Annotated in this window: 11 protein-coding genes; 8 read left to right on the top strand and 3 right to left on the bottom strand. The window is 67.2% G+C overall.

Annotated elements, in window-relative coordinates; translation table 11 throughout:
* The first annotated feature begins 105 nt into the window (after positions 1–105).
* Positions 106–2,376, top strand: coding sequence for a TonB-dependent receptor (locus tag N5D20_RS11515; RefSeq protein WP_019338119.1), 2,271 nt, complete (start codon positions 106–108; stop codon positions 2,374–2,376).
* Positions 2,377–2,486: 110 nt separating this feature from the next.
* Here N5D20_RS11515 and N5D20_RS11510 read toward each other — a convergent pair whose 3' ends face one another.
* Complete coding sequence (locus N5D20_RS11510; protein ID WP_180836266.1) at positions 2,487–3,326, bottom strand: phosphatase PAP2 family protein; 840 nt, start codon at positions 3,324–3,326, stop codon at positions 2,487–2,489.
* A gap of 263 nt (positions 3,327–3,589) precedes the next feature.
* On the opposite strand from N5D20_RS11510, the gene N5D20_RS11505 reads away from it, so the two are divergent.
* Together N5D20_RS11505 and N5D20_RS11500 are read left to right on the top strand one after the other, a co-directional pair.
* Entirely contained in the window at positions 3,590–4,468 is an 879-nt protein-coding gene (locus tag N5D20_RS11505; RefSeq protein WP_197579921.1) for a hypothetical protein, read from the top strand.
* Positions 4,469–4,479: 11 nt separating this feature from the next.
* Positions 4,480–5,682: a DUF4785 domain-containing protein gene (locus tag N5D20_RS11500; protein WP_197579919.1), complete on the top strand. Its 1,203-nt coding sequence runs from the start codon at positions 4,480–4,482 to the stop codon at positions 5,680–5,682.
* 128 nt (positions 5,683–5,810) lie between these two features.
* On the opposite strand, the gene N5D20_RS11495 is transcribed toward N5D20_RS11500, so the two are convergent.
* Positions 5,811–6,632 (bottom strand): ATP-binding cassette domain-containing protein, encoded by an 822-nt coding sequence (locus N5D20_RS11495; protein ID WP_197579917.1) that lies wholly within the window; start codon positions 6,630–6,632, stop codon positions 5,811–5,813.
* 151 nt (positions 6,633–6,783) lie between these two features.
* On the opposite strand from N5D20_RS11495, the gene N5D20_RS11490 reads away from it, so the two are divergent.
* From N5D20_RS11490 to N5D20_RS11475, 4 genes are all read left to right on the top strand, one after another.
* Positions 6,784–7,986: a fatty acid desaturase gene (locus N5D20_RS11490; protein ID WP_171954803.1), complete on the top strand. Its 1,203-nt coding sequence runs from the start codon at positions 6,784–6,786 to the stop codon at positions 7,984–7,986.
* Positions 7,983–8,315, top strand: a complete 333-nt coding sequence (locus N5D20_RS11485; protein WP_197579910.1) for a hypothetical protein — start codon at positions 7,983–7,985, stop codon at positions 8,313–8,315. The genes N5D20_RS11490 and N5D20_RS11485 overlap by 4 nt, the downstream gene beginning before the upstream one ends.
* A 19-nt stretch (positions 8,316–8,334) precedes the next feature.
* Positions 8,335–9,147, top strand: coding sequence for a bifunctional DNA-formamidopyrimidine glycosylase/DNA-(apurinic or apyrimidinic site) lyase (mutM, locus tag N5D20_RS11480; protein WP_197579908.1), 813 nt, complete (start codon positions 8,335–8,337; stop codon positions 9,145–9,147).
* A gap of 105 nt (positions 9,148–9,252) precedes the next feature.
* Positions 9,253–10,857 carry a glucan biosynthesis protein D gene (locus N5D20_RS11475; protein ID WP_012509627.1) on the top strand — a complete coding sequence of 535 codons (1,605 nt, stop codon included), beginning with the start codon at positions 9,253–9,255 and terminating at the stop codon, positions 10,855–10,857.
* 513 nt (positions 10,858–11,370) lie between these two features.
* Here the strand turns inward: N5D20_RS11475 and N5D20_RS11470 are convergent.
* Positions 11,371–11,991 (bottom strand): thymidine kinase, encoded by a 621-nt coding sequence (locus N5D20_RS11470; RefSeq protein ID WP_010487338.1) that lies wholly within the window; start codon positions 11,989–11,991, stop codon positions 11,371–11,373.
* 101 nt (positions 11,992–12,092) lie between these two features.
* Here N5D20_RS11470 and N5D20_RS11465 point away from each other — a divergent pair, with 101 nt between their 5' ends.
* Positions 12,093–14,069, top strand: coding sequence for a UvrD-helicase domain-containing protein (locus N5D20_RS11465; RefSeq protein ID WP_197579906.1), 1,977 nt, complete (start codon positions 12,093–12,095; stop codon positions 14,067–14,069).
* Positions 14,070–14,131 lie beyond the last annotated feature (62 nt).

Raw genomic sequence — 14,131 nt, 5'->3', positions numbered from 1 at the left:
GGGGCGACGGGGCCATGAACGGCAGGCATTTGCGGGGCAGGTGCTGTATTGCAACAATTATCTGGTAGCGCCGTTTTACCACCCCTCCAAACACAGCCTACCGCCATGTCCCCGACCCGCACTTCCCGTGGCCGCCTTCCGGTCGCGCGCCCCCTCGTTGCCGCTCTTTCCGCCCTGCTGCCGCTGGTAGCAGCCGCCCAGGAAACCCCCGCTGCCAAGGATCCGGTTGCCCTCGATGCCCTGCAGGTGACCGCGCAGCGGCGCGTTGAGAACGCCAAGGACGTGCCGGTCGCGATCAGCGCGATCCAGGGCGAGAAGCTCGATGTGTTGGGTTCTGCGGGCGATGACATCCGCTTCCTGGCCGCGCGCGTGCCCAGCCTCAACATCGAGTCGTCCTACGGACGTGCCTTCCCGCGCTTCTACATCCGCGGCCTGGGCAACACCGATTTCGACCTCAATGCGTCGCAGCCGGTGTCGCTGGTGTACGACGACGTGGTGCAGGAAAGCCCGCTGCTGAAGGGCTTCCCGCTGTTCGACCTGGCCAACGTGGAAGTGCTGCGCGGTCCGCAGGGCACGCTGTTCGGCCGCAATACCCCGGCCGGCGTGGTCAAGTTCGACTCGGCGCGCCCGTCGCAGGATGCCGACGGTTACGTGCGCGTGGGCTATGGCAGCTACAACAGCTGGAACGTGCAGGGTGCCTACGGTGGGCCGCTGACCGATCGCTGGTCGGCACGCGTCTCGGCCATCTACCAGCGCCGCGATGACTGGGTCGACAACACCCGCGCCGGTGCGCCCAACAGCGGTTTCGAAGGCTATGACGAAGCCGCCGGCCGCGTGCAGTTCCTGTACGAAGGCGATGACTTCGAAGCGCTGTTCAACCTGCACAAGCGCAAGCTCAACGGTACCGCCCGCCTGTTCCGCGCCAACATCATCCAGAAGGGTGGCAACGGCCTGGTCGAGAACTTCGACCGCGACAAGGTGGCCAACGACGGCGTCAACTTCTCCGATCTGGAAACCTGGGGCGGCAGCGCGCGCCTGCAGTGGAACCTCGGTTCGGTGACCCTGCATTCGATCACAGGTTATGAAACCGCTGAATCGCTCAACCGCGGCGACATCGACGGTGGCTACGGCGAGGCATCACTGGGCGCTGGCAACTATGGGCCGGGCTTCATCCCGTTCTCGTCCGAGTCGGCCGACGGCCTGCCGCACCACCGCCAGTGGACGCAGGAGTTCCGCGTCGAATCCAACGAATGGGGCCGCTTCGACTGGCAGGCCGGCGTCTTCTACTTCGACGAAGACGTGACCATCAACAACTTCAACTACAACTCGCTGAAGCCGGGCAACCCGCAGACCGGCCATGTGGTGCAGAACCAGCGCAACAAGGCATGGGCGGTGTTTGCCTCGGGTGACTTCGATGTCACCGACCGCTTCAAACTGCGTGCCGGTGTGCGCTACACCCAGGACAAGAAGGACTTCAACGCCAGCGTGCTGCAGGCCGTGCCGTTCGGTACCCCGGTCAGTGGCCCGTATGTGGCCAACACCGACGTCAACGACGTCAGCTGGGATGTCAGCGGCGTCTACAAGCTGACCGACAACGTGAATGCCTACGCCCGCGTGGCCAAGGGCTTCCGCGCGCCGTCGATCCAGGGCCGCCTGGCCTTCGCGCCCGGCCTGTCGCAGGCCGATTCGGAGAAGGTGATCTCGTATGAAGCCGGCATCAAGGCCGACCTGTTCGAGCGGCGCGCGCGCCTGGGCCTGAGCGTGTTCCGCTACAACGTTGACGGCCAGCAGCTGATCGCCGTGGGCGGCACCAACAACACCGCCACCCTGCTCAACGCCGACAAGACCATCGGCCAGGGCGTGGAACTGGACCTGGAAGCCTACCTGGCCGACAACGTCCTGCTGACCTTCGGCAGCAGCTACAACGACACCGAGATCAAGGACAAGGATCTGGCGGTGGCGGTCTGTGGTGGTGGCTGCACTGTTACCGACCCGATCACCATGATCGGCGGCAAGCCCTATGCGCTGGTGAACGGCAATCCGCTGCCGCAGGCGCCGAAGTGGATCCACAACGCGACCCTGCGCGTGGGCTTCCCGCTCAGCGATGGCAGTGAGCTGTATGCCTACACCGACTGGGCCTACCGCAGCGCGGTGAACTTCTTCATCTACGAGTCGCCGGAGTTCCGCGGCCGTAGTTCGCTGGAAGGCGGCCTGCGCCTGGGCTACAACTGGGATTACGGCCAGTACGACGTGGCTGTGTTCGGCCGCAACCTGACCAACCAGACCCGCGTGGTCGGTGCGATCGACTTCAACAACCTGACCGGCTTCCTCAACGAGCCGCGGACCTGGGGCGTGGAGTTCACCGCGAAGTTCTGATGCGGTGACTGCGGTAATGCAATGAAGAAGGGCCGGCGCAATGCCGGCCCTTCTGCTGTATGGGGTCAGAGCCCTTTCCTGCGGAAAGGGATTCGACCCCGGAGCATCACTTACAGCGCGCTCTGCGGGCGCACCTTCAGCACCGCGTTCTCGGTGGCGCAGTCGCGGCTGGAATGCAGGCCGGCCTTGCGTGCGGCAGCGATCTCCTTGCGTGCCGCCAGCAGATCCTTGTTGAACGCGGCGTTGTCGTGCAGGCGGGCCACTGCGGCGGCGCCCATGAAGCGGCCTTCGAGGATGTCGCTCTGCCAGTGCACGTTGCACACCAGGCGGCTCTCGCCGTAGTTGCGGCCGCGGGCCTGGATGGCATCGGCGCGATCCGGTGCGATCTCCGACAGGATCAGAGCCCAGGCCCAGCCGATCGAGGTGTGGCCGGAGGGGTAGGAGCCGTTCTTGCGCAGGCCGTCCTCGTCCTTCGGCGAGCAGGTCGGCTCACCATTGACCATGAACGGGCGCGGGCGCTGGTAGTGATTCTTGGCGGCCTTGGTGGCAGCGCTGGCGTCGATCCGGCTGCGCTCCAGCAGTCGGTACAGCGCCGGAGTCTTCACCGCATCGACGTCGATGTCAGCGGCGCAGGAGAAGTGGTTGGCGCCTTCGGGGAAGCCGAGTTCCGCATCGACACCGGCCTGGGCGAAGCGCGGGCTGCCACGCAGCGCGCGGGCTTCACGGCTGACCTGCTCGTCCAGGGCGAGGGCGGCCGAACCGGCCAGCGGCGGTGCCGGCACCAGGTCGAGGCTGGCCGGTACCGCGCTCTTGTCCAGATAGCCCACCGCCTTGGTGGTGATGTTGGCTTCGACGGCGGTCGGCTTGGCGGCGGTGGCGGCACAACCGGCCAGGGCCGCGATGACGGCAAGGCCGAGCAGCGGGCGGGCAGGGTGGGAAATCAGCGACATGGACAGGCTCCGGAAGAGAAAACAACGCGCCATGATCGCAGCCCGAATACGACACCGCAGTGGCCATCGGTCATACGGCCAGACCCGGCATGGTCATCGCAAGAATACGAAAAGCGTCATGGAGTGACGTCAGTCTCCTGAATCCGGGCGCAGCGCACGGACTTTCACGCCGCTGCACCGTGAGCATCGGCACAACGGCACGCACCAGGAGCCGTCCAGTTCCAGCCGGGTCGGGGGGATCCGTTGACAGAGGGAGAGACGCGATGCGCAGCACCGCAACAGGAAGTACCGTCCTGGCCCTGCTCCTCGGGCTTGCAGCAACGCCGGCGCAGGCCGCCGACGTGGTCGGCGTGGCCTTCGTGCATGGCACCGGCGCGCAGACCAACGCCACCCAGGACTACTGGCAGCCGGCCATCATCGACACCGTGCGCCAGGGCCTGCCGAACAGCAGCAACTATGTGGTCATCAACTGCGACTTCACCCAGTACATGTGGAAGCCGGAAGCGGCCGGCTGCCTGGCCAACCAGCTGACCAGCTTCATCGACAGCCGCGGCATCACCCAGTTGGTGGTGATTACCCATTCCAACGGCGGCAACGTGGTGCGCTGGATCCTGTCCAACCCGACCTACGACAACCGCTACCCGAAGATCATCCGCACGGTGCGCAAGGTCACCGCGCTGGCACCGTCCTCGGCCGGCACGCCGCTGGCCGATGCGGTGCTCAACGGCAACACCTTCGAAACCTCGCTGGGCTGGCTGCTGGGCTACAAGAACGACGCGGTGCGCCAGCAGCAGGTGGCGAGCATGGCTACCTACAACGCGCAGAACCTGTACGGCACCGCAGGCCGTCCCGCCCTGCCCAAGCCGTTCCGCGCGGTGGTCGGCAGTGATGTGGAATCGGCGGTGTGGGACAGCAACAGCTATTGCGGCGGCTACGCCGCCAATGTCGGCCTGGAGTTCACCCAGAACTGGCTGTCGTCCTGCTCCGACGGCTTCCTGGAGTGCAGCAGCCAGAAGGCCGCCGGCACCACCTGGTTCACCGACAAGGCGCGTACCCAGGGCGCGGAACCGCTCAGCCACAACCAGAGCCGCCGCGAGTGCTTCGGCCTCGGCACCCTGCTGCGCAACGACCTGACCCAGTGAGGGAGACGACCATGACGACTCAATCCACCCTGCTGGCCGGCGCCGTCCTGGCAGTGCTGTCCCTTTCCGCAGCGCAGGCCGCGCAGCCGCTACAGGCCGCCCGTGCAGGCGACCAGGTGCCTGCCGCCCTGGTGGCCGCGCCGCTGCCCGCCGATGAAAGCGAACACGCGCCGCTGTCCTTTGCCTGGGCGTTGGACCCGGCACAACGGCTGCAGGCGGCCACGCCGTATGCCTCGGTCAGCCGCAGCTACTGGCAGCAGGTCGATGGCGCGCAGCTGCAACGTGGCGTCGATCTACCGCTGACGGCTGCCGACGCGGTGATCCAACTGAGCCCGGCCGAAGGCGCGCGTGCAGTGCCGGCCAACACCCTGCAGCTGCGCGACCCGGCCGGCCGCAGCAGCGTGGCGCGCAGTGTCGATGCGCGCGCGCTGCAGGATGCCGGCATGCCGGTGGGTGATGGCAGCAGCATGCTGCGCACCGGCGCGACCAGTGCGGCCGGTGCTTACACCCTGCAGAGCGCGCAGGCGCAGGGCCGCTACGTGGTGCAGGTGCTGGAGCCGAACAGCCCGCTGCGGCTGGAAGTGCAGGCCAACCAGGCGCAGGTGCTGGCCGGTGGCAACGTGCAGCTGCAGGCACGCTTGCTGGAAGACGGTGCCACCACCGCGCAGATGGCCTCGCGCCGCGGCAGCCTGGGCGGTGAAGCCCTGCTGGTCGCACCCGATGGACGCAGCTGGCCGCAGCGACTGCTGCGTACCACCGACGGCGCGCTGCGCGCGCAGGTGCGGATCCCCGCAGACGTCGGCACCGTGCAGGGGCTGTGGGAACTGCAGGTGTTCGCCCAGGCCGATGGCGTGCTGCGCGATGGCAAGGTGGCCTTCGCGGTGGCACGGCCGACCGCGCGCTTCAGTGGCCAGGCGGCACCGGACCCGGCCAGCCGCCAGGTGGCGTTGCCGCTGCAGGTGGCTGCAGCTGGCCGCTACGAGGCGCGTGGCACGCTGTATGCCACTGCCCGCGATGGCCAGCTGAAGCCGGTTGCACAGGCGCACGCGGCGGCGTGGTTCGATGGCCCGGGCGCAGGCCAGCTGGTGCTGCCGTTCGACCAGGCCGCATTGCCCGCTGGTTTTGGTGCGCCGTACGAGCTGCGCGACCTCCAGCTGCAGGACCAGAGCCGGATGGCACCGATCGAGTCGCGCGCGCTGGCGTTGAAGTTCTGAGGTTGCGTGCAGCGGGCCGGGTTCCGGCCCGCTGCACCGGTTTCTGTAGAGCCGAGCCTATGCTTGGCTGCCGTTCCCCGCGGCCAGGAGCAGCCGAGCATAGGCTCGGCTCTACAGTGGCATGTCGATTATCCCGCGTACGCGGTCAGCCGGCCTTCCTGCTCGCATACGGTGATCGCGCCGCCGAACACCGCCGACAGCGGTTCGTTGCGCAGCAGTTCGGCGCGGGTGCCATCGGCCAGCACACGGCCATCGCGCAGCAGCACCACCCGCTCGATCTCGGGAATGATCTCTTCAATGTGGTGGGTCACCAGCACCAGGGTGATGCCCTGCTGGGCCAGTACCCGCATGGTCGCCACCAGCTGTTCACGAGCGACCAGGTCCAGCCCGGTGGAGGGTTCGTCCAGCAGCAGCGCCTGCGGCCGGTTGACCAGCGCGCGCGCGATCAGCACGCGGCGGGTCTCGCCGGCCGACAGCTCGGCGTAGGCACGTTCACGCAGGGACAGTGCGCCGGTCATCGCCAGTGTCTCGCCGACGCGTGCACGCATGTCGGCGGTCACCTCGCGGAAGGCGGGCACCACGTAGCTGGCAAAGAAGCCCGACAGCACGGCCTGCTCCACGGTCAGCCCCGGCATGTCGGCCAGGTTGCTGCTGAGGTCGCCGGTGACGATGCCCAGCTGCGAGCGCAGCCGGTCCACCTGCCAGCGGTTCTGGCCCAGCACCTTCACTGCCACCGAGCCGTCGCCCTGCGCCAGCGGGTACAGCTCGCGGGTGATCAGTTTGATGAAGGTCGACTTGCCGCAGCCGTTGGGGCCGAGCAGGGCGGTGTGCTGGCCCTGTGCAATGCGCAGGCTGAGCCCGTGCAGCACCTTCACCTGGCCGCGCACCACGGTGGCGCGGTCCAGTTCGATCAAGGGGGGCAGCTCCGCGATGGACGGGGCCGCAGTCATGGTGCTGGCGCGTGGATCAAGGCTCGACAACTCAGGTCCCCAACTGTGAACGGTGCCACGGATGGCGATGCGAAGCACCGCCGCAGGGATGCAGTTTGCAACGCAAGCGCCCATGATGTCTGCCATCCCCGCGTCGATCCGGAGAGCCGTCATGCCTGATGCCCTGATGTCCCTGTTGACCGGTGGTGTGCTCGGCCTGGGCTGGTGGGCCATGCTGGCGGTGCTGCTGGTCTTCACTCAGATCACCATCTTCTCGGTGACCCTGTACCTGCACCGCAGCCAGGCCCATCGCGGGGTCGACTTCCATCCGGCGCTGGCCCATGTGTTCCGCTTCTGGCTGTGGCTCACCACCTCGATGATCACCCGCGAGTGGGTGGCCATCCATCGCAAGCACCACGCCAAGGTGGAGACCGAGGACGACCCGCACAGCCCGGTCACCCGCGGCATTGGCAAGGTGTTCTGGCATGGCGTGGAGCTGTACCGGGAGGCACGCGGCATGCGCGCGGACATCGAACAGTACGGGCGCGGCACCCCGGACGATGCGATCGAGCGCCGCCTGTATACCCCGCATGCCACGCTGGGGCCGGTACTGTTGTTCGCGATCAATACCGTGTTGTTTGGCCTGCCCGGCGTGGCCCTGTGGGCGATCCAGATGGCGTGGATCCCGTTCTGGGCGGCCGGCGTGGTCAATGGCCTGGGCCACTGGTGGGGCTACCGCAACTACGAATCGGCCGATACCTCCACGAACCTGACGCCGTGGGGGTTCTGGATCGGTGGCGAGGAGCTGCACAACAATCACCATGCCTTCCCCAGCTCGGCGCGCTTTGCGATGCGGCGCTGGGAATTCGACATCGGCTGGAGTGCGATCCGCCTGCTGCAGGCGCTGCGCCTGGCCAAGGTGCTGCGGGTGGCACCGGCCATGGACGTGCGCCCGAACATCGCCGTGCCCGATGCCGAAACCCTGAAGGCGCTGCTGTCGCACCGTTTCCAGGCGATGACCGATTACCAGCGCAACGTGTTCATGCCGGCCCTGCGCGAGGAAGCCGCTCACGCCGGTGCCAAGCTGCGCCGTCTGTTGCCGCGTCGTCTGCGCCGTGGCCTGGTCAATGATGGCCGCTGGTTGAAGCCGGACAGCCGCGCCCAGCTCAGCGCATGGGTGGAACAACGGCCGCGCATCCGCACGCTGGTCGAGTACCGCGGGCGATTGGCTGCGTTGCTGGAAGCCCGTGGCCACGACGCTGCCGAGCGCCTGCATCAGTTGCAGGCATGGTGCCGCGAGGCCGAGGAAAGCGGTATCGCGGCGTTGCAGGCCTACGCCGCCCGGTTGAAGGGCTACAGCCTGGTGGGCGCGTGAGGGCAGGGTACGGGATTCTGCTGGCGGTGCTGTTGCCGGGCACGGCGCTGGCCCAGGTCACCGATACCGCCAGCTATCTGCAGCGGATGGACAGCGATGGCGACGGCCGGGTGAGTGAATCCGAGTACGTGCAGTGGATGCTGTATGCCTTCGACCGCATGGACCGCAATGGTGATGGCGTGCTGACGGCCGAGGAGCTGCCCGGTGGCAAGGGCAGGGAGATCAGCCGCGAGCGGCAGCGGCAGGCGATCGTGCAGCGCTTCCACACGCAGGATGCCAACGGTGATGGCGTCCTGGATGCCCGTGAACTGGCGGCGCCGCCACGCTGAGCGGGCGTAGAATCGGTTCATGCCTGAACTGCCCGAAGTAGAAACCACCCGCCGCGGCCTGGCGCCGCACCTGCAGGGTCGCCGCGTACACGGCGTGATCCTGCGCCGCGCCGATCTGCGCTGGCCGATTCCGCCGGAAGTGGCCGAGCTGCTGCCGGGGCAGCGCATCGAGGAGATCCGTCGCCGCGCCAAGTACCTGCTGCTGAATACCGCCATCGGCAGCGCGGTGCTGCACCTGGGCATGTCCGGCAGCCTGCGCGTGCTGCCTGGCGATACCCCGCTACGCGCCCACGACCACGTCGACATCAGCCTGGACAACGGCCGCCTGCTGCGCTTCAACGACCCGCGCCGCTTCGGCAGCCTGCTCTGGCAGCCGGCCGGCAAAGTCCACCCGCTGCTGCAGGGGCTGGGCCCGGAGCCACTGGATGATGCCTTCGACGGCGACTACCTGTTTGCCCGCAGCCGGGGCCGCAGTGCGCCGGTGAAGACCTTCCTGATGGACCAGGCGGTGGTGGTGGGCGTGGGCAACATCTACGCCGCCGAAAGCCTGTTCAAGGCCGGCATCAGCCCGCTGCGCGAGGCCGGGAAGATCTCGCGCGAGCGCTACCAGAGGCTGGCCGACGCGGTGAAGGAGATCCTGGGCTACGCCATCACCCGTGGTGGCACCACCCTGCGTGACTTCATCAGCCCGGATGGCGCGCCGGGCTACTTCGAGCAGGAGCTGCTGGTGTATGGCCGCGATGGCCTGCCGTGCCCGAACTGTGGCCGGGCGCTGAAGCACGCCACCATCGGCCAGCGCGCCAGCGTCTGGTGCAGCCACTGCCAGCGCTGAGGCGGGCGGCCAGCGGCAGCTGAACGGGCAGGAGAGGTCTCCGCTGCCCGTTAACGTTTGTCTGCCTATGATGGCCGACCTTCCCTCTGTGCCTGACGCGCCTGCATGCAACGACGCGACTTCATCCGCAATGCCTCCCTCGCCCTGGCTGCATTCGGCCTGCCGTCCCTGCCCGCGTGCGCGGCCAGCAAGAGCGGCCAGATGGGCCTGCGCCGCCTCGGCCAGCCGCAGCCGTTCGACTTCGCCACCCTCAAGGGCCAGGCGCGCGCGCTGGCACAGGCGCCCTACAAGAGCCACAAGCGGGTGCTGCCGGGCCGCCTGGAAGGCCTGGACTGGGACCAGTACCAGTCGATCGGTTACCGCCAGGACCATGCGCTGTGGGCCGACCAGCCGGGCAAGTTCCAGGCCAAGTTCTTCCATCTGGGCCTGTACTTCCACTCGCCGGTGCGCATGTTCGACGTGGTCGACGGCAAGGCGCAGGAGCTGGCCTATGACGGCGCGGCGTTCAACTACGGCAAGAGCGGCATCAAGGACGGCGAGCTGCCGGCCGATCTGGGCTTCGCCGGGTTTCGCCTCAACACCCGCAAGGACACCGACCGCGACTTCGCCGCGTTCCTTGGCGCCAGCTACTTCCGCGCCGTCGGCAAGGAAGGCCAGTACGGCCAGTCCGCGCGTGGCCTGGCGATCGACACCGGCATGGGCAAGCCGGAGGAATTCCCGGACTTCATCGCCTACTACCTGGAGCAGCCGTCGGCCGATTCGGAGACGATCGTGGTCTACGGCCTGCTGGATTCGCCCAGCGTGGCCGGCGCCTACCGCTTCGCGATCACCAATGGCGACGTGCTGCTGATGGACATCGACAGCGCGCTGTACCCGCGCAAGGCGATCGAGCGGTTGGGCATCGCCCCGTGCACCAGCATGTACCAGGTGGGTGAGAACGACCGTCGCATGGCATGGGACTGGCGCCCGGAGATCCACGATACCGACGGCCTGTCGCTGTGGACCGGTGCCGGCGAGTGGATCTGGCGGCCGCTGCTGAACCCGCGCAACCTGCGTTTCAACATGTTCGTGGACCGCAACCCGCGCGGCTTTGGCCTGCTGCAGCGTGACCGCAACTTCGACCACTACCAGGACGACGGCGTGTTCTACGAGAAGCGCCCGTGCCTGTGGGTGGAGCCGAAGGGCGAGTGGGGCGAGGGCTCGGTGCAGCTGGTGGAGATTCCCACCGTGGACGAGACCTTCGACAACATCGTGGCGTTCTGGAACCCGAAGGAAAAGCCGCAGCCGGGCCAGGAGCTGCTGGTCGGCTATCGCCTGTACTGGGGTGCCGAACCGCCGGCACGGCCGCCGCTGGCGCACTGCGTGGCCAGCCGCACCGGCCTGGGCGGCGTGGTCGGCAAGAAGCGCGAGTACTTCAGCTGGCGCTTTGCGGTGGACTTCGAAGGCGGCGAACTGGCCAGGCTGATCGACAAGGGCGAGGTCGAGGCGGTGGTGGAAGCCAGCCGTGGCCGGGTCGAGATCGTGTCGGCGCGCCCGCTGCGCGAGATCAACGGCTACCGCGCGATGTTCGACCTGGTGCCGCCGGAAGGCAGCACCGAGCAGATCGACATCCGCCTGTTCCTGCGCAGTGGCGGCAAGACCCTCACCGAGACCTGGCTGTACCAGTACACCCCGCCGCCGGCCGGTGCGCCGGAGCGCACGCTGTACTGAGTGGTTTGGGATTGCAGGGCTTGCAGCCCTGCACCCGCTTCAAGCCAAGGCAACGTCAAATGCGTGCATTCCGTGGGATGGCGGGGTGGGTCCGGTTGCGGGGGACGCTGCAAGTACGTCCCTGTAAGCTCGGTCGCCGCATCCATGCGGCTCACGCCCCCGCAACCGGACCCACCCCGCCTTCGACAGACCTCCGCGATCTGTCGGAACAGCTCATGGGGTCAGATCCGTTTTCCGAAGGAAAACGGATCTGACCCCGGAATTTCATTCGATATCTGACAGATTTCATCCACTCATGGCGTGGATCTACTGGCCGCCGGCCAATTGTCGAAGGCGGGGCACTGTGGGTTTGCGGGGTGTGAGCCGCATGGATGCGGCGACCAAGGCTACATGGACGTACTTGCGCCGTCCCCGCACACCCACAGTGCCCCGCCATCCCACGGAATGCCAGCTTTCGCTGTTGACGTTGCTGTTGCCTCTGCAGGTGCAGGGCGCAGCCCTGCCGAACACCCTTTACAACGGCAGCGGGGCCTGCGCCGGATCGATCCGCCCTTCACCGCGGGTGATCTTCTTGAACTCGGCGCGGCTGACCGACACGTAGCGGTCGTTGCCGCCGATCTCCACCTGCGGGCCGTCCTGCACCGCGTGGCCATGCTCGTCCACGCGCACGGTCATCGTCGCCTTCTTGCCGCTGTGGCAGATGGTCTTGATCTCCTGCATCTCGTCGGCCCAGGCCAGCAGGTACTGGCTGCCTTCGAACAGCTCGCCGCGGAAGTCGGTGCGCAAGCCGTAGCACAGCACCGGAATGCGCAGCTGGTCGACCACCTCGCTGAGCTGCCATACCTGCGCGCGGGTGAGGAACTGTGCCTCGTCCACCAGCACGCAGCCCATCGGCCCGTTCGTCGCCAGGTCCTGCTCGACCCAGCGTTGCAGGTCGGTGTCACGATCGAAGGCCATGCCCTCGGCGCGCAGGCCGATCCGCGAGGCGACCACGCCGGCGCCGGCACGATCATCCAGGCGCGGGGTCAGGATCGCCACCCGCATGCCGCGCTCGCGGTAGTTGTGAGCGCTCTGCAGCAGGGTGGTGGTCTTGCCGGCGTTCATCGCCGAATAGTAGAAGTAGAGCTTGGCCATCGACGGATTGTACGCCGCAGCCCCGCTTCGCCGAAGCCGTTCAGCAACCCCACCGGCGGCCCGCTGTGGTCGTCACCCGGCCCCGCTACAATCCCCATCCCATGCACGGTCTCAATCCCCCCCAAGCCGCCGCCGTCCTGCACATCGAAGGCCCGTTGCTGGTGCTCGCCGGTGCCGGCAGCGGCAAGACGCGCGTGATCGTGGAAAAGATCGCCCACCTGATCGGCTGTGGCCGTTATCCGGCGCGCCGCATCGCGGCGATCACCTTCACCAACAAGTCGGCCAAGGAAATGCGCGAGCGTGTGGCCAAGCGCCTGCGCGAGCAGGATGCCGACGAGGTGACGATCTGCACCTTCCATGCGCTGGGCCTGAAGTTCCTGCAGATCGAACACGCCGCCGTGGGCCTGAAGCGTGGATTCTCGATCTTCGATGCCGACGATGCTGCTGCGCAGATCAAGGACCTGATGTACGGGGCCAAGCCCGACGACATCGAGGACATGAAGAACCTGGTGTCGCGCGCCAAGAACGCCGGCCTGTCGCCCGAACAGGCGATGGCCGCCGCGCGCAGCAACCGCGAGAAGGAAGCGGCCAGTGTCTACGAGCGTTACCAGCTGCGCCTGACGGCGTTCAACGCGGTCGACTTCGATGACCTGATCCGTTTGCCGGTGCAGATCCTGGAGGAAAATCCGGAGATCGCCGTGGCCTGGCGCGAACGCATCGGCTACCTGCTGGTGGACGAATGCCAGGACACCAACGACGCGCAGTACCGGCTGCTCAAGCAGCTGGCCGGTGACAAGGGCAACTTCACCTGCGTGGGCGATGACGATCAGTCGATCTACGCCTGGCGCGGCGCCAACCCGGAAAACCTGCAGCAGATGGGGCGTGACTACCCTAAGCTGGAAATCATCAAGCTGGAGCAGAACTACCGCTGCTCCAACCGCGTGCTGCGCGCGGCCAACGCGCTGATCGCCAACAATCCGCATGAGCACCTGAAGAAGCTGTGGAGCGACCGGGCCGACGGCGAACGCATCCGTGTCTGGGAATGCCGCAACAGCGAACACGAAGCGGAAAAGGTTGCCGCCGAAATCGCCTTCGTGGCGCAGTCGCGCAACGTGCCGTGGAGTGATTTCTGCATCCTGTTCCGCGGCAATTTCCAGTCGCGCCCGCTGGAAAAGGCAATGCAGCTGCTGCGCATTCCCTACCACCTGACCGGCGGCACCATGTTCCTGGAACGCCAGGAAGTGAAGGACACGCTGGCCTGGCTGCGCCTGCTGGTGAACCCGGATGACGACACCGCGTTCATGCGCGCGGTGCAGTCGCCCAAGCGTGACGTCGGTGCCGGCACGCTGGCCAAGCTGGCCGAACTGGCGCAGGAAAAGGACATGCCGATGGCGCAGGCCGCCGAGGCGATCGGCGCCCTGCAGCAGCTGCCACCGCGCGCGGCCAACAGCCTGGCGCGCTTCACCGATATCCTGCGTGACCTGCGTGCGCAGATGCGCCAGGTGAGCTCCGGCGACATGATCCGCAAGGTCGCCAAGGAATCCGGCCTGCTCAGCGAACTTCGCCAGCAGGCCAAGGAAGAAGCCAGCTACCAGCGCCGCGCCAACAACATCGAGGAACTGGCGCAGTGGTTCGAGGGCGGACCGCGCGGTGCCACTGCCGCTGACCTGGCCGGCCAGCTGGCGCTGCTGTCGCGCAGCGACAAGGACGAGGGGGGCAACCAGGTGCGCATGATGACCATGCACGCCTCCAAGGGCCTGGAGTTCCCGTATGTGTTCATCGTGGGCTGCGAGGACGGCGTGCTGCCGCACCAGGTGAGCCTGGACGAGGGCAACCTGCAGGAAGAACGTCGCCTGCTGTACGTGGGCATCACCCGCGCCAAGATCCAGCTGTGGATGAGTTACAGCAAGCTGACGCGCAAGTTCGGCGAGCATGTGCGGCTGAAGCCGAGCCGGTTCTTCGAGGAGATTCCGGCCGAGGAGATCCAGCGCGATGGCGCGGACCCGGTGGCCGATGCGGCGCGCAAGAAGGAACGGGCGAGCGCGGGGTTGGCGGCGATCGAGGCGCTGTTCGACTAGGGCGCTCCAACGGCGCCGCCCCTCCGTGGTGGAGCGCGCGTTGGTTCCGCAGTGTGGCCGGT

Origin of the sequence: Stenotrophomonas sp. GD03877, assembly GCF_029840555.1 — a bacterium.
In the GTDB taxonomy this organism is placed as follows: Bacteria; Pseudomonadota; Gammaproteobacteria; order Xanthomonadales; family Xanthomonadaceae; genus Stenotrophomonas; species Stenotrophomonas geniculata.
Note: the sequence above shows the minus strand (reverse complement) of the source record. Positions and strands in the feature narration are given on the sequence as shown.

Excerpts from the sequence above, each read along its gene's own strand:
- N5D20_RS11515 (WP_019338119.1), top strand. The coding sequence starts at position 106 with ATGTCCCCGACCCGCACTTCCCGTGGCCGCCTTCCGGTCGCGCGCCCC.
- N5D20_RS11510 (WP_180836266.1), bottom strand. The coding sequence starts at position 3,326 with ATGTCGCTGATTTCCCACCCTGCCCGCCCGCTGCTCGGCCTTGCCGTC.
- N5D20_RS11505 (WP_197579921.1), top strand. The coding sequence starts at position 3,590 with ATGCGCAGCACCGCAACAGGAAGTACCGTCCTGGCCCTGCTCCTCGGG.
- N5D20_RS11500 (WP_197579919.1), top strand. The coding sequence starts at position 4,480 with ATGACGACTCAATCCACCCTGCTGGCCGGCGCCGTCCTGGCAGTGCTG.
- N5D20_RS11495 (WP_197579917.1), bottom strand. The coding sequence starts at position 6,632 with ATGACTGCGGCCCCGTCCATCGCGGAGCTGCCCCCCTTGATCGAACTG.
- N5D20_RS11490 (WP_171954803.1), top strand. The coding sequence starts at position 6,784 with ATGCCTGATGCCCTGATGTCCCTGTTGACCGGTGGTGTGCTCGGCCTG.
- mutM (WP_197579908.1), top strand. The coding sequence starts at position 8,335 with ATGCCTGAACTGCCCGAAGTAGAAACCACCCGCCGCGGCCTGGCGCCG.
- N5D20_RS11475 (WP_012509627.1), top strand. The coding sequence starts at position 9,253 with ATGCAACGACGCGACTTCATCCGCAATGCCTCCCTCGCCCTGGCTGCA.
- N5D20_RS11470 (WP_010487338.1), bottom strand. The coding sequence starts at position 11,991 with ATGGCCAAGCTCTACTTCTACTATTCGGCGATGAACGCCGGCAAGACC.
- N5D20_RS11465 (WP_197579906.1), top strand. The coding sequence starts at position 12,093 with ATGCACGGTCTCAATCCCCCCCAAGCCGCCGCCGTCCTGCACATCGAA.